The organism is Actinomadura roseirufa (genome assembly GCF_900659635.1).
Taxonomy (GTDB): Bacteria; Actinomycetota; Actinomycetes; order Streptosporangiales; family Streptosporangiaceae; genus Spirillospora; species Spirillospora roseirufa.
Window position 1 is genome coordinate 34,655 of the sequence record NZ_CAACVB010000025.1, and the last position, 22,952, is coordinate 57,606.

General features: G+C 73.3%; 21 protein-coding genes. 13 read left to right on the top strand and 8 right to left on the bottom strand.

Features of this window, described 5'->3' with window-relative positions:
* Positions 1–358: 358 nt before the first annotated feature.
* Positions 359–904, top strand: a complete 546-nt coding sequence (locus E1291_RS41850; protein ID WP_165495017.1) for a hypothetical protein — start codon at positions 359–361, stop codon at positions 902–904.
* A gap of 6 nt (positions 905–910) precedes the next feature.
* On the top strand, positions 911–3,196 hold the full coding sequence (locus E1291_RS08355; RefSeq protein ID WP_131737161.1) for a tetratricopeptide repeat protein: 2,286 nt from the start codon (positions 911–913) through the stop codon (positions 3,194–3,196).
* Here the strand turns inward: E1291_RS08355 and E1291_RS08360 are convergent.
* On the bottom strand, positions 3,128–3,721 hold the full coding sequence (locus tag E1291_RS08360; protein WP_207400630.1) for a GNAT family N-acetyltransferase: 594 nt from the start codon (positions 3,719–3,721) through the stop codon (positions 3,128–3,130). The genes E1291_RS08355 and E1291_RS08360 overlap by 69 nt on opposite strands.
* Positions 3,722–3,912: 191 nt before the next feature.
* Positions 3,913–4,509 carry an HDIG domain-containing metalloprotein gene (locus E1291_RS08365; RefSeq protein ID WP_131737162.1) on the bottom strand — a complete coding sequence of 199 codons (597 nt, stop codon included), beginning with the start codon at positions 4,507–4,509 and terminating at the stop codon, positions 3,913–3,915.
* Positions 4,510–5,204: 695 nt separating this feature from the next.
* Here E1291_RS08365 and lanL point away from each other — a divergent pair.
* The 5 genes from lanL to E1291_RS08385 all read left to right on the top strand — a co-directional run bounded on the left by lanL (position 5,205) and on the right by E1291_RS08385 (position 13,713).
* On the top strand, positions 5,205–7,949 hold the full coding sequence (gene lanL, locus E1291_RS08370) for a class IV lanthionine synthetase LanL (protein ID WP_207400631.1): 2,745 nt from the start codon (positions 5,205–5,207) through the stop codon (positions 7,947–7,949).
* Positions 7,946–9,823: an alpha/beta hydrolase family protein gene (locus E1291_RS08375; RefSeq protein ID WP_131737163.1), complete on the top strand. Its 1,878-nt coding sequence runs from the start codon at positions 7,946–7,948 to the stop codon at positions 9,821–9,823. The genes lanL and E1291_RS08375 overlap by 4 nt, the downstream gene beginning before the upstream one ends.
* A 5-nt stretch (positions 9,824–9,828) precedes the next feature.
* The gene (locus tag E1291_RS41855) at positions 9,829–9,984 is read left to right on the top strand and encodes a VenA family class IV lanthipeptide (protein WP_165495018.1); all 156 of its coding nucleotides are present in this window, start codon (positions 9,829–9,831) and stop codon (positions 9,982–9,984) included.
* Between the two features lie 250 nt (positions 9,985–10,234).
* Positions 10,235–12,016, top strand: coding sequence for an ABC transporter ATP-binding protein (locus tag E1291_RS08380; RefSeq protein ID WP_131737164.1), 1,782 nt, complete (start codon positions 10,235–10,237; stop codon positions 12,014–12,016).
* Entirely contained in the window at positions 12,013–13,713 is a 1,701-nt protein-coding gene (locus tag E1291_RS08385) for an ATP-binding cassette domain-containing protein (protein ID WP_131737165.1), read from the top strand. Before E1291_RS08380 ends, E1291_RS08385 begins: the two co-directional genes overlap by 4 nt.
* 19 nt (positions 13,714–13,732) lie before the next feature.
* Here E1291_RS08385 and E1291_RS08390 read toward each other — a convergent pair whose 3' ends face one another.
* Positions 13,733–14,341, bottom strand: coding sequence for a TetR/AcrR family transcriptional regulator (locus E1291_RS08390; protein ID WP_131737166.1), 609 nt, complete (start codon positions 14,339–14,341; stop codon positions 13,733–13,735).
* Positions 14,342–14,409: 68 nt separating this feature from the next.
* Between E1291_RS08390 and E1291_RS08395 the strand changes: the two genes are divergently transcribed.
* Entirely contained in the window at positions 14,410–15,471 is a 1,062-nt protein-coding gene (locus E1291_RS08395) for an enoyl-CoA hydratase/isomerase family protein (protein WP_131737167.1), read from the top strand.
* 85 nt (positions 15,472–15,556) lie between these two features.
* On the top strand, positions 15,557–15,799 hold the full coding sequence (locus E1291_RS08400) for a hypothetical protein (RefSeq protein WP_131737168.1): 243 nt from the start codon (positions 15,557–15,559) through the stop codon (positions 15,797–15,799).
* Between the two features lie 59 nt (positions 15,800–15,858).
* Here the strand turns inward: E1291_RS08400 and E1291_RS08405 are convergent, their stop codons facing one another.
* Positions 15,859–16,782: an ankyrin repeat domain-containing protein gene (locus E1291_RS08405; protein WP_131737169.1), complete on the bottom strand. Its 924-nt coding sequence runs from the start codon at positions 16,780–16,782 to the stop codon at positions 15,859–15,861.
* A 165-nt stretch (positions 16,783–16,947) separates the two neighbouring features.
* On the opposite strand from E1291_RS08405, the gene E1291_RS08410 reads away from it, so the two are divergent.
* Entirely contained in the window at positions 16,948–18,375 is a 1,428-nt protein-coding gene (locus E1291_RS08410; protein ID WP_165495019.1) for an MFS transporter, read from the top strand.
* Between the two features lie 24 nt (positions 18,376–18,399).
* Here the strand turns inward: E1291_RS08410 and E1291_RS08415 are convergent, their stop codons facing one another.
* From E1291_RS08415 to E1291_RS08430, 4 genes are all read right to left on the bottom strand, one after another.
* Complete coding sequence (locus E1291_RS08415; protein WP_131737171.1) at positions 18,400–18,840, bottom strand: DUF1622 domain-containing protein; 441 nt, start codon at positions 18,838–18,840, stop codon at positions 18,400–18,402.
* A gap of 179 nt (positions 18,841–19,019) precedes the next feature.
* Positions 19,020–19,442 carry an SPW repeat protein gene (locus E1291_RS08420; RefSeq protein ID WP_131737172.1) on the bottom strand — a complete coding sequence of 141 codons (423 nt, stop codon included), beginning with the start codon at positions 19,440–19,442 and terminating at the stop codon, positions 19,020–19,022.
* Between the two features lie 141 nt (positions 19,443–19,583).
* Positions 19,584–19,913, bottom strand: coding sequence for a hypothetical protein (locus tag E1291_RS08425; protein WP_131737173.1), 330 nt, complete (start codon positions 19,911–19,913; stop codon positions 19,584–19,586).
* A 208-nt stretch (positions 19,914–20,121) separates the two neighbouring features.
* Complete coding sequence (locus tag E1291_RS08430) at positions 20,122–20,586, bottom strand: hypothetical protein (protein WP_131737174.1); 465 nt, start codon at positions 20,584–20,586, stop codon at positions 20,122–20,124.
* 136 nt (positions 20,587–20,722) lie between these two features.
* On the opposite strand from E1291_RS08430, the gene E1291_RS08435 reads away from it, so the two are divergent.
* The 3 genes from E1291_RS08435 to E1291_RS08445 form a co-directional block, all read left to right on the top strand.
* Complete coding sequence (locus tag E1291_RS08435) at positions 20,723–21,967, top strand: vanadium-dependent haloperoxidase (RefSeq protein ID WP_242614023.1); 1,245 nt, start codon at positions 20,723–20,725, stop codon at positions 21,965–21,967.
* Positions 21,968–22,129: 162 nt separating this feature from the next.
* Positions 22,130–22,744 (top strand): RNA polymerase sigma factor, encoded by a 615-nt coding sequence (locus tag E1291_RS08440; RefSeq protein WP_131737175.1) that lies wholly within the window; start codon positions 22,130–22,132, stop codon positions 22,742–22,744.
* A 13-nt stretch (positions 22,745–22,757) separates the two neighbouring features.
* A partial coding sequence (locus tag E1291_RS08445; protein WP_242614024.1) for a hypothetical protein occupies positions 22,758–22,952 on the top strand: 195 nt, incomplete at its 3' end.

Below are 22,952 nucleotides of genomic sequence, written 5' to 3' on the forward strand. Positions count from 1 at the left end.
GCCGGGATCATCTCGTCGGGGACGCCCAGCCCGCGCAGCAGGTTCGGGACGCCCTGCGGAGCGGCGAGCCGGGTGGTGGAGTCGGGGGCGTAACCGTGCAAATTGATCGGCAGGACCCCGCCGCCGCGGTCACCAGCACCGCCCGCGTCCCGGTACCCGCCGTCTCCTGGCCGGGTTGGGGAGGCGTCAGGACGTCGGTGCGGCCGATGAGCTCGATCACTAACGAGGTTGCCGGTGCGTCGTCTGCGCGGTTGTGACCGGCCCGGCCACCTGGAGCAGGGCTTTTGGGATGGCCGTTTGTGGGCGTGTGTGTCTGAGGAGACGTCCTGACCGAGTGGCTAGAGGGGATGATGCCGCTATGAGCGGGCGTGTGCTGGTGTGGGCGGGCGTGGGAGTCGCGGTGGTGGCCGCGACGGTGCTGGCGGTGTTCTGGCTGGTGCGGGGCCTGGAGCAGGCCGGGTGGCTGGCCGGTGTGCTCAGCGCGTTCGCGGCGCTGGCCGCGTTCGTGATGGCGCTGCCACTGCGGCCTCGTCCTGCCGGCCCCGAGCCTGAGGCCGAGCAGCCCGCCGCTACCAGTAACACCTTCAGCGGCGGGACCAACGTCGGGCCGCTCGTGATGGGCCGTGACATCAGCGGCCCGGTCACCTCTGGTCCTCCGGCGGCCAACCCGCCGCAGGCCAGCGCCGAATCAGGGTCGGCCAGGCCGGAGTCCGCCGGGACGGTGTCCAATACGTTCAGCGGCGGGATGAACTACGGGCCGTTGGTGATGGGGCGTGATATCAGTGGTCCCGTCACCTCCATCGGAGCGCCTGCGCCCGTCGCTGCCCAGCCTCCGCCCTCTCCCCGGCGGCCTGCGGGGGAGGCTTCTGGCGAACCGCCCGGTGACGAGTCGGCGGGGGATTGAGCAGCGGTGCCGCAGACGCGGAACCAGATCTCGGGCGGGATCGTGGTGGGCCCGGCGGTCCTGGGCCGCGATATCACCCTCGTGTTGCCGCCGCAGGTCTCCTTGGCGACATCGGGGCTGCCCGCGGGGTCACCGGCCTTCACCGGACGGCGGCGTGACCTGGACCGGCTGCTGGAGTGCCTGACCCCGCCCGGCCCCGCCGACCAGGTAGTGGACGGGCAGGCGCGGGCGGTCGTGGTGGCCGCGGTCGGCGGGCTGGCGGGGGTGGGTAAGACCGAGCTGGCCGTCCAGGCCGCGCGGGCGGCGCTGCGGCGCGACTGGTTTCCCGGTGGCGTGTTGTTCGCCGACCTGTTCGGCTACGACCAGGACCGCCGCCGTGACCCCGGTCAGGTGCTGGAGGGCATGCTCGGCGCCCTGGGCGTCCCGGGCGAGCACATCCCCGGCGACGCTCAGGACCGCTCCCGCCTCTACCGCTCGATCCTGGCCGAGTTCGCGGCCCGCGGCCGGCGGGTCCTCGTCGTCGCCGACAACGTCAACACCGCCCAACAGGGGGAGTTGCTGCTGCCCGCCGACGGGGTGAACGCGGCGATCGTCACTTCCCGCCACACCCTGGCCATGCTCAATGCCCGCCTGCTCGACCTGGACGTCCTGGACCTGGACGGCGCGGTGGCGATGCTGGATGAGACGCTGCGCATCGCCGACCCCCACGACACCCGCGTCCCCGGCGACCCCGCCGGGGCCGCCGAGCTGGCGGAGACGTGCGGGTATCTGCCGCTGGCGTTGCGGATCGCCGCCGCCCTGCTGGCAGAAGACCCCGGCCTCACTCTCGCAGCGCTCACCGACGAACTCGGCCAGGTCCAGCCCATCGAAGGGCTGGCCTACGGGGACGAAGGTGTCCGGCGCGCGTTCGAGCTGTCCTACCGCACCTTCAGCCTCGACCAGCAGCGGTTGTTCCGGCTGCTGACCGTCAACCCCGGCCCTGACACCTCCACCACCGCCGCCGCCGTCCTCACAGAACGAGACGAAGCGGCCGTCCGCGCCATGCTGAGGGACCTGGCCCGCGCGCACCTCATCGAACGCGGTACCGCCCCCGGCCGATGGCGGATGCACGACCTGGTGCGCCAGTACGCCACCACCCTCGGCCTGGAGCACACTGATACCGACCACCGCGACCAAGCCCTGCGCCGGCTGCTGCGCTACTACCTCGACACCGCCAGAGCCGCCGCCGCGCACCTGGACCAGGCCGTCGCCGATCCGGTCACGCGCGGGTTCGCCACCCGCGAGGGGGCACTGGCGTGGCTGGACGCCGAACTGCCCAACCTGTCGGCCGCCGCGCACACCGCCGCCGACCATCCCGATTTCGCCGTCAACCTGCCCTCGGCCCTGGCCAGCTTCCTGAACTGGCGGCGGCTGTTCAACGACGGGATCACCCTGTTCTCCCTCGCCCGCGACACCGCCGAGCACACCGGCGACCGGCAGGGTCAAGGTCGGGCGCTGAACAACCTGGGGGCCGCGCTCTGGTCAGTGCGTCGGTTCGAGGACGCCATCGCCGCTCATCAGCACGCCGCCGCCATCTTCCGTGGGACCGGCGACAGCCACAGCGAAGGCGCGGCGCTGAACAATCTGGGGACCGCTCTTTGGGCAGTGCAGCGGTTCGAGGAGGCGATCACCGCCCACCAGGACGCAGCCGCCATCTTCCACGAGGCGGGCGACCGGCACGCTGAAGGGCAGGCGCTGGCCAACCTGGGGATCGCGCTGGCCGAGGTGCGGCGGTTCGAGGAGGCCGTCTCCGCCCACCGGCAGGACCTGGCCATCTGCCGCGAGACCGGTGACCGGCGCGGCGAAGGCCAGGCGCTGGCCAACCTGGGGCTTGTGCTGGTCGAGGTGCGCCGGTTCGAGGAGGCGATCACCGCTCACCAGGATGCCGTCGCCATCTTCCAGGAGACCGGCGACCGGTACAGCGAGGGCGCAGCGCTGGGCAACCTGGGGCTTGTGCTGGTCGAGGTGCGGCGGTTCGAGGAGGCCATCACAGTCCACCGGCGGGTCACCACGATCTCTCGCGAGACCGGGGACCGGCACAGTGAAGGCACGGCGCTGTACAACCTGGCGTTGGCGCTGGCTGAGGTGCGGCGGTTCGAGGAGGCGATCACCGCCGGGCGCGAGGCTGTGACGATCTTCGTCGAGGTCGGCGATGAGCACGGGGAAACCATCGCTCGCCAGGGCCTAGCGGATCTCCTCCCACATGGCGCGGGTCATCTCGTACTCGACCTCGCCAAGGTGCGCATCCGGTAGCGGATCGTCGAACCGCGGGTAGTACGTGCGCACGTAACGCATGCCGATCGCCCGCATCACACCCCTGGATCCGGCGTTGGCGGCCATGGTCTGCGCGATCACGCGGCTCTGCCCGACGGTGTCGAAGGCATGTCGTAAGAGGAGGCGGGACGCCTCGCTGGCCAAGCCCTGACGCCAGTACCGGCGAAGGAGGCGGTACCCCAGATCTGAGACGGTGGGATCGTCGGGCTGATCGGGACCATGTGCCGGGGGCAGCATCATCAGCCCGACGAACTCGCCCTCCTCCTCCCGTTCGGGCGGTGTCGCGCCCGGTTCTCCGCCGTCGGAGACGAAGGCCACCCAGTAGCCCAAGCCGTCCACCTTGGCCGTGCGAGCCATCCGCCGCTCATGGGCGGCGACCACCTCGTCCCTGGTCGACGTCCGTCCTGTCAGGTAGCGAAGCACCTCGGGGTCGGAGTCGAGCCGAACCTCCAGATCGAGATGCCGGTCGGCGAGCGGGACCAGCAACAGGCGATCGGTGCGCAAGATCGTTTGAGGCACGCCGTTACCGTCGCACACCGATCGCGGCGAAGCGATCCGATTTCTCAATGGCAGAACCCGGCCGAGCGAACCGAAGCCACAGCCCACCGATGAGCGTCGTCGTGCCGCAGCCAGGCTGAGAGTGACCTCCTAGCCACGGCGCGATGGGCCGTGCGAGGGCGCTCGGGGCGCCATCCTCACACCAGGGGGTGGCCGAAGTCTCGCTGCAACGCGGTGAGGTCGGGCTCGCCGTACCGTTCCCGCATCGAGGTGAACGCGACCGCCTTATCGGCGCCGAAGCGTCGCACGCTCGCGGCGTAGGTGTTGAAGGTCACGAGTACCGGTGGGTCGGTCTTGCTGTGGAACTTGTCCGCGTACATGACCAGTTCCTCCTCGCCCGACTCGGCCAGGTAATCGTCGACCGGGATGGGCAGGTTCTGACGGCGCACATCGTCGCGGGTCAATCCCACGCCGGTGTGGCAGGAACAGAATCGGCAGATCTGCTCTGGAAACCCCAGGCTCCGGAGAAGCTCATGACCGAGGACACCGTGCCGTATGTACTGCGCGTGGTCCAACTCACCGGACGTGTCGTACAGGCTGTAGACGCCAATGTCGTGGAGCAGACATCCCGCGCGAACAAGATCGGTATCGAGTGCGAGTTGCCGACGTTCAATGAGTTGTTCGGCTACGGCGCAGACGATCTCACAGTGCGTGTACACCAACTCGAACGCCTCTGGTGTGGGCGCCGACTCTTCGTGCAGGGCACGGATCTCTTTGTCCGTAGGGATCTGCATGTCAAGGGACCTTATCATCCGATGCTTTTCGCCAGAGCGACTGGGCGGTAGAAGGGTAGGCCGCGCGAATTGTGCCTTTAGGGGCCGGCCCGGGGGCGGTGAGGTCCACCCCGGGGCTCGGGGTGGTCGGGGCCGGGGTCGCTCGCCGGTTCGGTCGGCGGTGCCACGGCGTGGGGTGGAGTGGCGGGCGTTGCGGGGCGGCGGGTCTGGGGCTGAGAGGCCGAAGGCGTCGCGGGCGGGACGGCGCTCGCGGGGGTGGTTCCGGGCATTCACTAAACCCGACAAGCCGGGCATTTTGGGCTAAGGGAGAGATCGAATAGAGGCCATCTCGGTCGGGTGCCTTTGCCGGGGGCGGGGAGTCGCAACGTGATCGATAATTTTTTTGTCAAGCTCGAAGTTGGAACGGTGATCGGGTCAACCTGGAAAAGGGTCCGGTAATGGACAAACGATCGCCTCTGGAGTCTCGTTCGTCACAGGGGTAACGGCCAGGGGTGATGGCTATTTCCTACTTTGTAGAGGGGTTTTGGTGATAAAAGATGCTCTGGCCTTTATGTTGGGTTCGTGGTTACTGTGTCGGTGGTCGTCGGGAGCGCTTATCGATCGGACGAAAGTCGCGGTCGGTATCCGTTCTCGATCGCCGCCGGAGATCGCGTCGGCGGGAAAGTCGCGTCGCATAATGAGAGCGGAGATCATTGATGGCGGAATTCCATTTCAGCATCTTCTCGCCGGCCTCGGCCGCGGATGCTGGGGACGGCCGCCTGGTCGACGTCGTGCGCGGCGCGGTGGGGCCGCGGGACGAGCCGGCGCGGTGGCGGATCAGCCTCGGCGGGCCGTGGTGTCATGTCGTCCCGGACGGTGGTGTGCGACGTCAACAGGGCTGGAAGCTGCACGTCTCCGCCACCGCCGCGTCGGCGGAGGAGGTCCTGGCGCGCTCTCTGCCGGTGCTGCTCGACGCGGGTTCGGCGTTCAAGCTCGCCGCGTCGACCGATCACGTCGCGGCGCTGAACGCCCGGAACACCTCGCGCGGTCATTCGGGCAAGTTCATCACCGTCTACCCGGACGGCGACGAGGAGGCCGTGCGGCTGGCGGCGGAGCTGCATCGGGTGACGGCCGGCCTGCCCGGTCCTCGCATTCTCTCCGACCGCCCATATCTGCCGGGAAGCCTCGTCCATTATCGCTATGGCGCGTTCGTGGAGGACCGGCGGATCACCAATGACGGTTTCTATGCCTGGATGATTCTGGATCCGGACGGCAATCCCGTCGAAGACAAGCGGACGGGACGGTACACGCCGCCGTCCTGGGCGACCTGTCCTTTCCCCGAGCGGCCTCCGCCCGCGCGGAGGACGGGCGAGGAGGGGATCCTGCTCGGCGGGCGGTTCGCCGTCCGGGAGGCGATCCGGCACACCAACAAGGGCGGGGTGTACCGGGCCGTGGACACGCGCACCGGGGATCCGGTCGTGATCAAAGAGGCGCGCCCTTTCGTGGCCACCGAACGGGACGGGCGGGACTGCCGCGACCGGCTGCGGGCGGAGGCCCGCGTGCTGGAGGCGGTCGAGCACCTGGCGCTGGCGCCCCGGCCGGTCGAGCTCTGCACCCAGAGCGGGCATCTCTTCCTCGCCCAAGAGGCGATCCCGGGCATGACGCTGCAGAAGTGGGTTCCCGAGCTGATCGATCGGGAGGGGTGGGGCGCGCATCTGGTCCCCGCGGTGGAGATGGCCCTCCAGTTGGCCGAGGCGATGATCGAGGCGCACGGCGCGGGGCTCATCCTGCGGGACTTCAACCCCAACAACGTCATGGTGCGTCCCGATGGGCGGCCCATCCTGATCGACCTTGAGCTCGCGCTGATCCCCGAGGACCCGCACCGTGGGCCGTTGAGCGCGGGAACCCCCGCCTACGGGGCCCCGGAGCAGATGGCGGGCGGGGAGCCCGGCGTGACGGCGGACTACTACGGCCTCGGCGCGACGCTGTGCTACCTGATCACCGGTGCCCCGCCCTACTTCCTGGACGAGGAGCCGCCCGCCCGGCCCCTGGCCGACCGCCTGGCGGCATGGCTTCGGGCGCGCACCGTGGGCCTGGAGTCCGCAGCGCGGCTGATCCCGATGCTCACCGGCCTGATGGACGAGAGGCCCGAGCGGCGCTGGACCCCGGCACGCGCCCGTGACGTGCTGCTGTCCCTGGACGAGCCGGGTCCTCCCTTGGACTCCGCCGCGCCGCCCTCGCCGGACGAGCGGTGCGACGAGGCCATCGACGGCATCGTCGGTCACCTGCTCGCGACGATGGAGGCGGAGACGGCCGACCGGCTGTGGCCCGCGTCCTGCGTGCACGGCGCCCCCGACCCGTGCTGCGTCCAGCACGGCGCAGCGGGACCGCTGGGCGCGCTGACCCGGTACTTCGAGGTCACCGGCGATCCGCGTCTTCCCGAGGCGCTCGCCCACGCGGCCCGGTGGATCCTGCGGCGGCTGGAGGAGGACGCGCGGCGGCCGTCCGGCCTGTACTTCGGTGAGGCCGGGGCCGCGTGGGCGGTCCTGGACGCCGGACTGGCCCTCCACGACGTCTCGCTGGCCGAACGCGCCGTCGCGGCGGCCGACCGGCTGCCCGCCGCCGTCGACAGCCCCGATATCACCCACGGGACGGCGGGGATCGGGCTGACCGCGCTGCACCTGCACGCCCGCACCGGGCTCGCGCGGTTCGCCGAGCGCGCCGCGGCGGCGGCCGATGCGCTGGCCGGGACCGTGCGGCGCGGCTCGGGCGCCGTGAGCTGGAGCACTCCGGCGACGCTGGAGTCCAAGCTCGCCGGAACCTCGCATCACGGCTTCGCCCACGGAACCGCGGGCGTCGGCTACTTCCTGCTCGCCGCCGCGCGGCTCACCGGCGACGGCGACCATCTGGCGCTCGCCGTCCGGGCCGGGGAGACCCTGCTGGACGCGGCGGTGGTCACCGGAGGGAAGGCGATGTGGGCCGCCGCCACCGGCAACGAGCCCACGGCGCCGTACTGGTGCCACGGATCGGCGGGCATCGCGGGGTTCCTCGCCCCGCTGGGCGAGGTGACCGGCGACGCCCGGTTCCGCGACGCCGCCGTCCAGGCGGCGAGGGCGGTGGAAGAGAACTCCTGGCGCGCCGTGCTCGGCCAATGTCATGGCCTGGCCGGTAACGGGGACCTCCTGCTGGACATGGCGGCGCTCACCGGCGACGACCGGTACCGCGAGTTGGCGCGCCGGTTCGCGCGGCTCATCCTCGCCGCCGGCGCGCACCGGTCCGGTCAGATGGTGTTCCCCGACGAGCAGGGCGAGGTCTCGGCGTCCTGGGGCGACGGCTCGGCCGGGGTGCTGGCGTTCCTGCTGCGGCTGCGGCACGGCACGTCCCGCCAATGGACGGCGGGCTCGGCACCCGGGTCGGCGCTGACGGCGGCCGGGCCGATCGACTCCGGGCGGCGCGCATGAGCACGACCGTGCCGGACCTGCCGCCCATCGTCAGCCGATTCGACTTCGCGTTCGCCGGGCATGGCCGCTGGGCGACCTGCCTGGCCGCCCACGAGGACACGATCGTCCTCGAACGGTGGAACCTGGCCCGTCCCGTGCCCGTCCCGCAGACGCTCGCCGGTGAACCGCCCGCGCGCCTCGCCGTCGACCGGCGCAGCCGTGCCCTGCCGCTGGACGACGGACGCGTCCTGATCGCCCGTCCCGCCCCCGACGCGTCGGCGCGGGACCTGTCGGGCACCGTCGTGGAGACGCGACCGGCACGGACCGGGCCGACCATCGTCCGCACCTGGACCGTCCCCGCGATGCTCGACGGCCGCCTCTTGGCCGGTCCGGGACCCGATCAGGTGGTGCTGCTCATCACGATCGAGGACGCCTCGTACTCGCGGATCTGGCGGCTGCCGGTCTCCTCGGCGGACGCCGCGCCCGTCCCCGAGCCCGTCCTGCGGATCCCCGGGACGCTGTCGGACGGGGTGTGGCTGGACGACCGGCGGACGCTCGCCCTCGGACACTCCGCGGACGGGCGCAGACCCGACGCGATAGTGGTCGACCTGCGCGAACGCGCCTGGCGGCGGGTCTGGTCCGTCGCCGCGACGACCACCGACCGGATCGCCGCCTACGGCGCCCGGTCGGGCGTGCTGGCGGTGACGACGACCTCGCCCGGCGCCCAGCCACCAGGCACCTCGCAGATCGGGCTGAGATTCCCCGGCGGCGGACCCGTCCGGTTCCCCGAGGCCCTCAACCGGCCCGACCGCGCCCGCACGCCGCTGACGTTCGACGACGGCGGCGAGCGGCTGCTGGTCGCCGAGGCGCGCGGCGCCACGTCCGGCCTCGCGATCTACGATCCGGCGAGCGACCGGATCACGTCGCTGCCCGGCCCGCGGGGCATCCTGTCCGCGCCGGCGTGCTGGACGGGCGACCGGATCCACGTGCGCTTCTCCGCCCCCCACCAGCCGCCCACGCTGGCGACGATGCGTCACCGCCCGCCACGGGGCTGGACGCCGGGCTCGCGGCCGCGCCGGAACCCGGACCGGCGGTGGAGGGGGGCCGACCTGGTCGAGCTGCCCGGACCCGCAGGAGGCATCGAGGCGGTCGTCTACGGTGGGCCAGGCTGGCGTCTCAGCCCCCGCCTGGTGCTGGCGCTGCACGGCGGGCCGCTCTCGGCGTGGCGGTTCGAGTTCGACGCGCTGTTCCAGCACCTCGCCGCCGCCGGCGTCGCCGTGGCCGCCCCCAACCAGCGAGGCAGCACCGGCTACGGGGAGCGTCATCTGCGCGCCGTCATCGGCGACTGGGGCGGCTCCGACCTCGACGACGTCCTTCACCTGGGAAGGGCGCTCGCCCGGACCCGTTCGGACGCCGGCCTGCCCGGTCCGGTCCTCCTCGGCGGCAGCTACGGCGCCTACCTGGCGCTGCTGGCCGCGTGCCGCGACCCGGAACCATGGTCGGGCTGTGTCGCGCTGGCGCCCTTCACCTCGGCCGAGAGCCTGGCCCGCTGCGCCTCGGCGGCGGTCGGGGAGCGGGTGTCGCGGCTGGGCCGCTCCACGAGCAATGGTAACGGGGGCGGACGGGACGTCCTGCGGGTGTGCGAGGCGCTCACCGCGCCGCTGCTGCTGGCGCACGGAACCCGCGACGAGATCATCCCGGCGGGACAGTCCAGGGCGCTGCGCGAGCGCCTTCTCGAACTCGGCAGGACCGAAGGAGTCGACTTCGAGTACCTCGAAGTCGACGACGGCCACCAGGACGTCGTCCAGGCGTGGCCCCCGGTCCTGCGGGAAGCGGTGGTCCGCTTCTGCCTCGCGGCGGAACGGATCGTGGATCGAGTCCAGGGAGGGAGGTGAAAAGAATGGACATCTTCGACGGTGACCTCATGGCGGCCCTGCAGGACCTGCCCGAGACCGACCCGATCGAGGTCGATGGTCTCCAGCTCGGCGGCACCTGCTCGTGCACGGGCCTGCTGACGCTCCTGGTCACCATCTGCGTCGGCGTCACGTCCTGCTAGTGACGCCGTCCGACCCGCGGACCCGGACCCGCTGACGAAGGGGTCCACCCGTCCGCAGATCCCGGTCACGGGCCGGTCTGAACCCGGCCCGTGACCGGACCCACACCCCATTTTAAAGGACGCGCGCCGAAAGGGAACGGAGCCGACGAGAGTGGTCCGGACACCGCCCCGCCGACTCTTCCGCGCCCCTTTCCGGCGCGTCCCGCCCGCCGCCGCCCGGCCGCCCGCACCCGAAGCCGTGCCGGATCCCGTGCCCGATCCCACGGTTCCAGACCCCGCCGTGGTGCGCGCGGACGGGCGGCGGCTGCTGCGCGCCGCGGCCCGCCGCTTCCGGTCCTCGCTGGTCCTGCTGTCCGCGCTCACGGCGGTCCGCGTCGTGGCGACGCTGGCGACGCCGGTCATGCTCGCCAGGGCCACCGACGCCGTCCGCTCCGGCGGGCGACCGGGCGCCGAGGTCGCCGGGCTCGCCGTCGCGCTGGCCGTCGCGGCCCTGGCCGACGCGGCGGAGGACCTCGCGGGCGCCTACTGCGGCAGCCGCATCACCGCCTGGCTCCGGCATCGGCTCGTCGGCCGGGTCCTGACGCTGGGCGTCCCCGGGCAGCGGCGGTTCCCCGCCGGCGACGTCCTCTCCCGGCTCACCGAGAACGCCGCAGCCCCGGCCACGTTCCCGGTCCTGCTGCTGTCGGCCGCGGCGGCCCTGGTCACGGCGGCGGGCGCGGTGCTCGGGCTGGCCCTGATCGACCCGTGGCTCGCCGTGGCGCTCCTGGCCGGCGTGCCGCCGATGGCGGCGGCGATGCGCGTCTTCGTCGCCAGGGCGGCCGAGCCGTTCGCGCGCTACCAGCGCGCCCAGGCGGCGGTCGCGACCCGGCTGCTGGACGCCCGGCAGGGCGCGCGGACGATCCGGGCGAGCGGGACCACCGCGGTCGAGGCCGCCCGCGTCCTGGCCCCGCTGCCCGAGCTGCGCGCGGCCGGGCACCGCACCTGGGAGGTCCAGGGGCGCATGGCCTGGCGGCTCGCGCTGCTCGCCCCGCTGGTGCAGGTGCTCGTGGTCGGCGTCGCCGGGACACGGCTCGCCGCGGGCGCCATCACCACCGGCGACCTCGTGGCGGCCGCCTCGTTCACCGCGCTCGCCGTCGGCTCGGCCGGTCTGTTCGACGTCGTCGTCGCCCTGCTGAACTGCCAGGTCGGCGCCGGGCGGGTCGAGGAGATCCTCGCCGCCGCCCCCGCGGTCGCGCCGCCCCCGCACCCGGTGCCGCTCCCGGACGGCCCCGGGCGGCTGCGGCTGCGGGACGTCACCGTCCGGGTCGGCGGCCGGACCGTCCTCGACCACCTGGACCTGGACGTGCCGGCCGGCGCGAGCGTCGCCCTCGTCGGCGCCTCCGGCGTGGGCAAGAGCGTGCTGGTGGCGCTGATCGGCCGCCTGCTGGATCCCACGCAGGGCCGTGTCGAGCTCGACGGGACGCCCGTGGCCGCCGTCGCGCCGCCCGACCTGCGCCGCGCCGTCGCCTACGCCTTCGAACGCCCCGCGCCGCTCGGCGCCACCGTGCACGACACGATCGCCTACGCCCGCCCGGACGCGACCCGCGAGGAGGTCCGGAGGGCGGCCCGCGCCGCCGCGGCCGACACGTTCGTCCAGGCCCTGCCGGACGGCTACGACACCCCCCTCGACCGGGCTCCGCTGTCGGGCGGCGAGGCGCAGCGGCTCGGCCTGGCCAGGGCGGCGCTGACCGACGCGCGGATCCTCGTCCTCGACGACGCCACCAGCAGCCTCGACACCGCCACGGAGGTGCACGTGACCAGGGCGCTCCAGCGGATCCTGGCCGGCCGCACCAGCCTCGTCGTGGCACGGCGCCCTGCCACCGCGGCCCGTGCCGACCTCGTCGCCTGGCTCGACGCGGGACGGGTCCGGGCCCTGGGGCCGCACGCCGACCTGTGGTCCGATCCCGGCTACCGGGCGGTGTTCTCGCCGGGGCCCGCGCCGAGTGACGCCGCGGACGTCCCGGTGCCCCCGGTGCGCGGCGGCGCGCGATGAGCGCGTCCGCCGCCGTCCGGCTGCTGCACGCCCACACCCGCGGCCAGTGGCCGGCGCTGGAGTCCCTGCCCACGTTCGCCTCGGGACTGCTGCTCGCGCGGGCGATCGACCAGGGGTTCCTGGCCGGGCGTCCGTTCACCGGCCTGGGCTGGCTGGCGGCCCTGGCCGTCCTGCACGCCGCGGGCGCGCTCGGTACCCGGCAGATCTACCCGTGGCTCGCCGCCACGGTCGAGCCGATGCGCGACTCACTCGTCACCGGCGTCGTCACCGCCGCCCTGCACCGAATGACGGGGCACGGGACGATGGGACCGGCGTCCGACGCGGCGGGCGCCGGGGTCTCGCAGGTCACCGAGCAGGCCGAGGCCGTCCGCGCGCTGACCGGCACCGCGCTGCGCACCCTCCGCCAGCTCCTGTCGGCGGGCGTCGCCGCGCTGCTCGGCCTGGTGCTGCTCTCGCCGCCGCTGGCGCTGGTCGTCGGGTCGTCGGTGGCCCTCGCCCTGTCGGTGTTCGCCGCGTTCCTGCGCCTCCAGGTCCGCCGCTACCGGGCCGTGATCCGTGAGGCCGAGCGCATCGGCGAGGCCGCCGCCGTGGTCGTGCAGGGCGTGCGGGACGTCGTCGCGTGCGCGGCGGAGGACCGCGCCGCCCGCACCGTCACCGAGGTCGCCGACGCCCAGGCGCGGGCGCTGCGGTCCTTCGCCCGCTCGCGCCTCGTCCGGCTGCCGGTGATCGCCCTCGGCGTCCATGTCCCCCTGCTCGCCCTGCTCGCCCTGGCGCCGTACCTGACCGGGCGGCACGGGATGACCGCAGGCCAGGTCGCGGGCGGCATCGCCTACGTCGTCACCGGGCTCCAGCCGGCCATCGTCATCCTGGTCGACGCGGGCGGCACCCTGCTGCTCAGCCTCGCGGTGATCCTCGGACGGCTCGCCGAAGTGTGCGACGTTCCGGGCGAACCGCCGTCCGCGCGGACGGACGCCCCCTCGTCCGCCGTCATCGAGGCGGCCCATGTCACCTTCGCCTATTCCCCGCACGCGGCCCCCGTGCTGGCCGACGTGTCCCTGCTCGTCCCCGAGGGGGCGCACCTGGCGGTGGTCGGGCCCAGCGGGACGGGGAAGTCGACCCTCGCGAACCTGCTGGCGGGTCTCGCCCGGCCCCGGCGGGGCCGTGTCACGCTCGGCGGCGCCGACATCGGCGATCTCGATCCCGCCCGGGTGAGAGCGGCGGTCGCCCTCGTCCCGCAGGAGAGCTACGTCTTCGCCGCGACCCTCCGGAAGAACCTCACCTACCTGAATCCCGGCGCGACGGACGCGGAGATCGACGCGGCGGCAGGCGCGATGGGCCTCGCCGAGACCGTCGAGCGGCTCGGCGGCTACGACGCCGAGGTCCCGCCGGGGGGCGGGACGCTGTCCCAAGGCGAACGCCAGCTCGTCACCCTCACCCGCGCGCACCTGTCCACCGCGCCCGTCGTCATCCTCGACGAGGCCACCTGCCATCTGGATCCCGCCGCCGAGGCCCGCGCCGAGCGGGCCCTCACCGGACGCGGCAGGACCCTCATCGTCATCGCCCACCGCATCAGCTCGGCCGAGCGCGCCGGCCAGGTGCTCCTCCTCGACGGATCCACTCACCTGGTGGGCACCCACGACGCGCTCCTGACGCGCAGTCCCCTGTACGCCGAACTGGTCGGCCATTGGCATACCTGACCCAAGAAGCGGTCTCGGCCTAAGGGGAAGTGGCGCCGTGGGACCGCAGGAGGGCGGCCGCCGCCGTGCGGGCATCGCGAGCCGCGCCGCCGGTGTTGTCGACCAGGCCGCGGGCCTTGACGCCGTCGTAGAGCACCAAGAGCTGCCGGGCCAGATCGGACGGTTCCGCGGCCCCCGCCTCGGTGGCCAGCCGTTCGAAGAGCGTCACCATGCGCTCGTCGTGGACGGCCAGCGCACGCTGGGCGGGATGGTCGGGCGCCAGGAACGCGGCGGCGCTGTTCACCAGGATGCACCCGTGGTAGGCGGGATCGGGCAGGCCCGCCGCCAGCAGGTCGAACGGCGCCAGCAACCGTGCCACGGGGTCGCCGGCATGACGTTCCAGCTCGGCGTTCACCTCGGTGAACCACGCCTCGCACGCGGCGGCGAGCATGGTGCCGATGAGGTCGTCCTTGGACCTGAAGTGCGCGTACACGGTCGGCTTGGCGACGTTGGCGCGCGCGGTGACGGCGTCGATCGAGACGCCGTAGCCCTCGGCGTAGAACAGCTCCCGGGCGGTCGCGCGTAGGGACTCCGGGGCCCCGCGTGGACTTGATTGAACGTCAAAGTATATTTTGGCCGCCGGGTCCACCGGATCGGGGAAGGGGCCGAGAAGATCATGAACATGGTCGTCGCGCGGGAGCTCGCGGGGGCGGGCCGATGACCGGCGCCGCCGAACCGCACGTGCTCGTGCGCACCCGGGGCCGCGTCGGGCACATCACGCTGAACCGCCCGCGCGTCCTCAACGCCCTCACCCATGCCATGGTCCGCGACATCGACGCCGCCCTGGACGCCTGGGCGGGCGACGACGCGATCTCCACGGTTCTGATCGACGGGGCGGGCGACCGCGGCCTGTGCGCCGGGGGCGACATCCGTTCCATCTACGAGGACGCCAAGGCGGGCGGTGGCGCGAGCGCGGCGTTCTGGCGGGACGAGTACCGGCTCAACGCCCGCATCGCCCGCTACCCCAAGCCCTACGTGGCGCTGATGGACGGGCTCGTCATGGGCGGGGGAGTCGGGATCTCGGCGCACGGCGGCCTGCGCGTGGTCACCGAGCGCACGGCCATCGCGATGCCCGAGACCGGCATCGGCTTCGCGCCCGACGTGGGCGGCACCCATCTGCTCGCGTCGGCCCCGGGCGAGATCGGCGTGCACCTGGCGCTCACCACGGCGCGGATGACCGCCGGGGACGCCCTGGCGTGCGGGTTCGCCGACCGGTTCGTCCCGTCCGGCCGCCTCGCCGACCTGGCCGGGGACCTCGCCGGCGGTGACGCCGCGGAGGTGGTGTCCCGGTACGCCACCCCCGCTCCAGCCGCCGACCTCGCCGCGCACCGCGACTGGATCGACTCCGCCTACGCCGCCGACACGGTCGAGGAGATCGTGACGCGGCTGCGCACCGGCCCGGAGGCCGCCCGCAAGGCCGCCGAGATGATCGACGGCAAGGCGCCGACCGCGCTGAAGGTCACGCTGCGGGCGCTGCGCCAGGCCCGCCGGCTGGGCCGCCTCGAACCCGTCCTGGACCAGGAGTACCGGACGTCCGTGGCCGCGCTGACCTCGCACGACCTCGTCGAGGGCATCCGCGCGCAGGTGATCGACAAGGACCGGTCGCCGCGCTGGTCGCCGGCCACGCTGGAGGCGGTGACCACCGCCGGCGTGGACCGCTACTTCGCGCCGCTCGGCGACCGTGAGCTCGGCCTCGCCGACGGCCCGAGAGCGCGATGAGGATCGTCTCCTTCACACGTCGCTGATCTGGGGGACCGGCCCGAGCGAGTCGCGCCTCGGGTCCGCCATCTCTACCTGTTCCCGGATGCTGTTGGCGCTCGCCCGCTGGGGCGAGGCGCCGTCCGCGCTGGACCGCACCAGCGCCCGCGGCGTGCCGGTGCGAGCCGTCAACCCCGGCAGCCGGCACTCCACCCTCCTGTCGCTGGGGGTCACCGCCGCCGCCGTCGTGGCTGGCCTGATCTTCCAGCGGCTTCGTCAGGGACGGCCCGCGCTCATCGAGGAGACCCCGGACCTGGGCGCCGCCCCCACCCCGGACGGCACCGCCTGATCCCGCGTGGCCGCACCGCTCGCCCCCCTTGCGGTGCGGCCACGCGCCACAATCCCAGGTCAACGCCAGTAATCGCGGGCGGGAAGCTCGAACCACAGGTCGGCGGGGCCGGTGACCGCGCGAGAGTCGACCGGTCGCAGGCCCGCGTAAGCGAAGCAGTACGCCGCGGCCCTGCCCTGGTAGAGGTAGGCGAGAAGAACTTCCTCGGCCGTGTCGCCGGCGCCGACATCTCCTCCGGGATGCAGGTCCCAGCCTTCGACGACGCCGTCCCGGGTGACGCGTCCCTGGTTCCCGCTCTTCGGGTTGGCGTACATGGCGTAGCAGACGGTCCCCGCCGAAAGGGTCTTCGTCACGCCCGGCCTCGATGCCCCGTTACCGCATGGCTGGACGATGACGCACCCGCCCGGCACGTCGGTCGCGCCGAGGACGAGTTCGTCGGGGTCCTCGAAGGCATGGTGCTCCGGCGGCGCCTCGACCAGCGGCGCCTCTAGACGCCGGGCGGCCTCGGCAGCGGTGACGCCGGCGACACAGGCCAGGCTGAGGCCGAGGACGTCGACATCGCCCAAGGCCCCGATCAGGCGGGGGGCCTCCGCGACCATGGCGGTCTTGGTGGGGGAGAGCCCGGCGAGGGACGGTGCGAACAGGTCCGGATACGGACCGGCCAGGGACAGCCGTCTGGGCGACCAGCCGGCCATCATGGAACGCCAGGGGTCCGCACCGGCTTCGACCAGGGCGCGGGCGTTGTCGGGACGGTTCTCGAAGACGGCGGTCCAGAGGGCGGTACGGCCCTCGTGCTCGGCGTCGACGTCCCGGACCCGCCCGGCCAGTTCCGCGACCACTTCGGGCGTGCCGATCTCGACCGCCCAGTCCAGCGGACGCAGGTGCCCGAACTTCATGACGTCCGGATCGGCGCCGGACGCGAGGCGGGCGCGGACCTGGGCGAGGTCGCGCCAGGTCATGTCAGCCCAGTCATTGCGGTCCATAGGACGCTGATTGTGGAGCCGGGGTCCGACAGTCCGCGGAGGCCGGCGGACGACCCGAGCGTTCGGCCCGACGCGTGCCGGATGTGCGGCGTTCGCGCGGTGCCTTTACATACGTGCAGGTCGCAGGGGCAGTTACGGGCTGTGAGACCGGCATGGGGCCAGGGGATGCGGGGCGTCGCGAAGCTCGTCCCGCGGCGGCGTCCGCGTGATCCCGGCCGTGCCCGCGTGGTCGTCCTGCTGGCCTGTGTCCTGGCGCTCAACACCGCCGATACGGGGGTGATCGGAGCGGTCGTCCAGGAGCTGCGGCATTCGCTGCACATCGGCAACACGCGGATCGGGCTGCTGACCGCCGTCCCGGCGGCGGCCGGGGCCGTCGCCACCGTCCCGGTCGGCCAGCTGACCGACCGGGTCGCGCGGGTGCCGCTGCTGGCCGGGAGCATCGTGCTGTGGAGCCTGGCCATGATCGCCGGTGGCCTGGCCGACTCCTACGCGTGGCTGCTGGGGTCGAGGGTCGCGCTGGGGGCGGTCACGGCGACGGCGGGGCCCACGGTCGCGTCCCTGATCGGTGACCTGTTCCCGCCGGAGGAGCGCGCCTCGGTCTACGGCCGCATCCTGGCCGGCGAACTGGTCGGCGTCGGCGTGGGACTGCTCGTGGGCGGGAACCTGGCCGCCGTGGCGAGCTGGCGCGCGGCGTTCTGGTTCGTCGCGCTCCTGGGGCTCGCGCTGGCCTTGGCCTTGTGGCTGCTGTTGCCCGAACCGGAACGCGGCGGCGAGTACCGCCGGGAGGGGGACCGGACGGGGAGCGCGGCGCCCGGGGTGGAGCTCGCGCGTCGCGCGGTGGCGCGGAGCGGTGTGGAGCCCCGGCCGCGCAGCCTGCTGCGCGCCGACCCGGTGCGCATGTCCCTGTTCCAGGCGACGGTGCACGTCCTGCGGATCCCCACCAACGCCATCATCATCGTGGCCTCCGCGCTCGGCTACTTCTTCTTCGCCGGGCTGCGCACGTTCGCGATCGTCTTCGTGCAGCACCGCTACGGCGTGTCGCATCTGGAGCTCACGGCCTTCATCCCGCTGATCGGCCTGGGCGCCCTGGCGGGCGTCCTCACCGGCGGCAGGCTGGCCGACCGGCTGGTCCGCCGCGGCATGGTCGCGGCGAGGGTGACCGTTCCCGCCGCGGCCTATACGGCGTCGGCCCTGCTGTTCCTGCCCGGCCTGCTGACCCGCGACGCCCTCCTCGCCCTCCTGCTGTTCACCCTGGCCTCCGGTGCCCTCGCCGCGGCCAATCCGCCGCTGGACGCGGTGCGGCTGGACGTCGTCCACCACCGGCTCTGGGGACGCGCGGAGAGCGTACGGACGATCTTGCGGATGAGCAGTGAGGCGATCGCGCCCGTGCTGTTCGGCTGGCTGTCCGGAGTGCTCGCCGGGGGCGCCCAAGGGCGCGGCGCCACGGGGCTGGGCCGGGTGTTCCTGATGGCCCTGGTGCCGCTCCTGGTGAACGGGCTGCTTCTCCTGCGCGCCCGGCGCACCTACCCGGGCGACGTCGCCGCGGCCATGGCCTCGGAGCGGTCGGAGTCCGGCGCCCAGGGCGCCGGTTGAGGCCGTCCCGTCGCGGGAGCGTCGTCACCGGTCCGACGGGCCCTCGGTCCCGCCCGCGCGTCCGGCCGGACCGTGGTCGGCGGGCGGGCGGCCCCCGGGCCGGGCCTCGCGGACCGTCTCCGGCCGGGCCTGCCATGGCCAGCGGCCCTCCAGCTCGACCTCCAGCGAGAAGCTCAGGAACGTCCGGACACCGACGATCGCGGCCAGCACCGCGACGCTGTCGAGCGTCGGCGAGACCGCGACGGTCCGGATGATGTCGCCGGCGACCAGGACCTCCAGGCCCAGCAGGATCGCCCGGCCGAGGCTCTGCCGGTAGGAGCGGTAGACGAGGGGGAGCTCGTGCCGGTGCCCGAGCGCCCGGTGCGCGAAGACGGCGGTGGCCGCCACCGCGCCGCACACGATGATCGCGACGCCCGCCAGGTCCACCGCCCGGCCGACGTTCTCGACGATCTCGTCGGAGGTCACGGCCGGACCGGCGGGGCGGCCCCGGTGCCGGCGTCATCGATCGTCGGGTTCATGGGGTTCCCCGTTCGGAGGGCGGTATGGGACGGCTGAAGGGGCTCATTGCCGTTCCCGGGCCGCTGTAACCCGCCGAGACGAAGCCGGACCGGCGCTGATGCCACCGATCCGGCTCGGGAATCGATTTACTTGCGGCGCAGCATCGCCACGCCCATCGCCGCGAGGCCGCAGGCGATCGCGATCCCCCCTGCCACCGCGTTGCTCCAGATGGTGCGCGTGTTGGCCATGTCGCCCCTGATGGCCCAAGGCGCGACGACCGTCCACAGTCCGATCACGGGAACGACCCAGGCCATGCCATAGGTACGGCCGTAGGCCGAGGCGAAGCCCGCGGCCAGCAGCGACAGCGCGATCCCGGTGATCAGGTTGTTGACGGTGATGGCGGTCAGGCCGTTGAATCCCACGATCCACGGCGACACGGCCAGGAACAGGCCCGTGAGGGCGATCAGACCGTCCACGCCCTGGGCGATGGGGGTCTGCCCCGCCGCCTCGTACCGGGCGCGCATCTCGACGATGTCAGGATGCTGATCGATACCGACCGAACGCGTCATGATCTCCTCCTCTCATTCGGCATATGCCTATATCTCCGCCTATCCACGGACAGGCCCGCTCATGCATGCCGAGTGAGAGTTTCTCAAATTTGCCCAATCCGGGAGGTTGGGCATGAAACGGACGGCGGGGCGTCGCGACGGTCAGGTGCCCCCCACGCGCCGCGCGACGTGCAGCCAGGGGTCGGGGACGGACGACTCGACGAAGACCTCGCGCTGGTCACCGGCGGGGGTCCGGCACTTCCACCAGCCGCCGCCTTGGTCGAGCATCGTGCCCCGGATATCGCCCGACTCGGGGTCGACGAGGAAGTAGACGCCGTCGCCGCCCTCGACATCGAAGCGCGGCCCGCCGCCGGGGGCGCCGGGAGGCGGTGGGCCCCCGGTGTCCCGCTTTCGATGTGCCGGGGACGGGCCGAGCCCGTCCGCGCATTCGGTCGTCTCGCACCGCAGGTTCCGGCCATCCATCCCACCCACCGGTCCAGTCTCATGGCAGGACCCCCGGATCGGCGGGGGAACGGGGCCGTGGCCACGAGGCCAGGACCGGACGCCATATGAACATAACCATCGCGCCATAGGCGACCGGTGGTGATGTTTCCGGTTGGCGCCATGTGTCCGGTTCAGCTGGGGCGGGGCAGGGCCTGACCGGAAGTCGTCTCGGTCAGGCCCTTGATGCGTCCCTGGATCAGCGGGCGCAGCGGGGCGGGGGCGGGGCCAGGTCGACGGCGCCGTCGATGACCTCGATCACGTTGCCGGCGGCGTCCTTGTGCTCGGCGTGCACCGCCATGTGGTTCGGGTCGACGCGGCCGACCGGGTTCGGGTGGACCTCGCGGATCCCGGTGGCGATGGAGACGTCGTCGTCGTTGCGGAAGAACTCCTTGCCGTTGTCGGTGAAGACGACCGACCAGTGCTGGCCGGCCGCCTGGGTGGCGATCTCGAACTCCTCGCCGGCGACCAGCCGGTTCGGCGGCGTGCCATCGTCGTCGTACATCGACTTGAGCGTCCACGTGGTGCCCAGGGCGGTGGTTCCGCTGGTGGTCGACGGGCGCCCGCACGGGCGGTCCTTCGCCTGGGCCGCGGTGCCGGTGGCCACCGCGGTGCTCAGCACCGCCGCCGTGGCCAGCAGACCCGCCGTCACTCGCATGCGCATTGAGGCTCCCCTTCTCTGTTCGGCTCTGTCAGGTGATAGGCGCGGGGGTTACACCGGGCCGCGCGTAACCCCCGCGCCTATCTCTTGTCGAACACCGTCTTTCTTTGCCGAACACCGTCGGAGAAGGGACCTGGAGATGGGGAAAGCGTTGGCCGTCATGGCCCTGGCCGTGGGGACCGCCTTGTCGGCGGGGGCGGCCTACGGGCCGCAGGCCAGACCCGCGCGCGCCGGCACGGCGGCGGCGCGGGCCGGGGAGAGCGGGGAACTGGTCGTCCAGTGGAACCGGACCCTGCTGGGCATCGTGCGGACGCCCGGCGCGCAGCCGGCGACCGTGCATCCCACCCGCAGTTTCGCGATCATGCACACGGCGATCGACGACGCCGTCGGCGCGGCGGGCCGGAGCGGGTCCGCGCGGGCGGCCGCCGCCCGGGCCGGGCACGACAGCCTGGTCGCGCTGTACCCGGCGCGGCGCGCCGACCTGGACCGGCAGCTCGCCGGCGACCTCGCCGGCGTCCCGGACGGCCCGGCCAAGGACGCGGGCGAGCGCGCGGGGCGGCACGCCGCGGGGGCCGTGCTCGCCGACCGCGCGCACGACGGGTCCGAGGCGACCCCGCCGCCGTTCGTGCCGGGCGACCGGCCGGGGGACTACCGGCCCACGCCGCCGGCGTTCGCCGCCCCGGTGTTCACGCACTGGGCGGGGGTGCGGCCCTTCGTGCTGGGCCGCGCCGACCGGTTCCGGCCACGGCCCTACCCGGCGCTGACCGGCCCGGCGTACGCCAGGGCGCTCAACGAGGTGCAGGCCCTGGGCAAGGACACCAGCACCGTGCGGACCGCCGACCAGACGGCGCAGGCGCGGTTCTGGGCCGCGCCGATCCAGAACTACTGGAACGAGATCGCCGAGGACGCCGCGCGCCGGCACGGCACCGGCCTGGCCGAGACGGCCCGGCTGTTCGCCGTGCTGGACCGGACGTTCGCCGACGCGGTCATCGCCTTCTACGACGGCAAGTACCACGCGCGGATCTGGCGGCCCGTCACCGCGATCCGCCTCGCGGACGGCGACGGCAACCCCGCCACGCACGGCGACCCCGGCTGGAACCCGCTGGCCGCGACGCCGCCCGACCCGTCCTACCCGGGCGCGCACAGCGTCGTGAGCGAGGCGGGAGCCCTCGTGCTGACGTCCTTCTACGGCCCCGCGGATGACTTCACCGTGGGCTCGGAGGCCGTCCCGGGCATCACCCGGTCGTTCACCCGCTACCAGGACGCGGCGGACGAGGCCGGGCTCAGCCGCATCTACGCGGGCGTCCACACCCGCATCGACCACGTGGCCGGGGACGTCCTCGGCGCGCGGGTCGCCCGGTACGTCCTCGCCCGCTCCCGCTAGGCCGGGCCCCCGTGCGGACGTGGCCGTCCCCCTTGCTCTCGGGCCCCGTCCGCTCGCCCCGGCACACAGATCGCCACCGGGGCGGAGGCTCACCCGTCCGCCGGACGGGTGAGCCTCCGGGCCCGGGCCGACGTGCTCCAGGAAACGGCGGAAAGGACCGTCATGCGCCGCTGGAACCCAGCCCGACGCAAGCCCGCCGATCCGGCGGGGCCGGTGCCCGACACCCGGGCGCCGCTGCATCTCGTCCAGGCGGACTCGTACGCGAACTGGGAGGCGATCTATCTGCACAACGTCGACCGGATCTACCGGCTGATGTTCGCCAAGGTCGGCAACCGGCCCGACGCCGAGGACCTGACCGCCGAGGTGTTCATGACCGCGCTGCGGCCGTTACGGGTGTCGGCCACGGTCGGCGAGGTCCGCGCCTACCTGCTCGCCACCGCGCGCACCGTGCTGGCCGCGCACTGGAGGCGCACGCTCGGACGTGAGATCACCAGCATCGACCTGGAGCAGGTGGCCGAGGGCGGCGGGCCGGGCGGCGGGCGGTACGGCGACCTCCCCCAGGACGGCGGCGGCTCCGAGGGACGGGCCGAACGGCTGCTGTCGGCGCTGCCCGAGCGCTACCGGAAGGTCCTGGAGCTGCGGTTCCTGCGCTCCTACTCGCTACGCCAGACCGCGGCCGAGCTCGAGATCACCGTCGGCAACGTCAAGGTTCTCCAACATCGCGCGCTGCGGCTGGCGGCCGAGCTGGCCCGCGACGAGCCGCGCCTCCAGGGATGAGCAGGTGGTGACCGTGAAAGGACTGCGACGCTACGTCGAGACGCTGCTGTCCGGTGGCCGGCCGCGGCCGTTCCAGGCCGGCGAGGCCGACGCGGACGCGCTGCGCGTGGCCATCGAGCTCCGCGCGGCCCGGCCCGGCTCGGACGCGCCCCGCGAGGAGTTCGTCACCGCGCTGCACCGCCGCCTGGCCCGCGACCGGGCCGCGCCC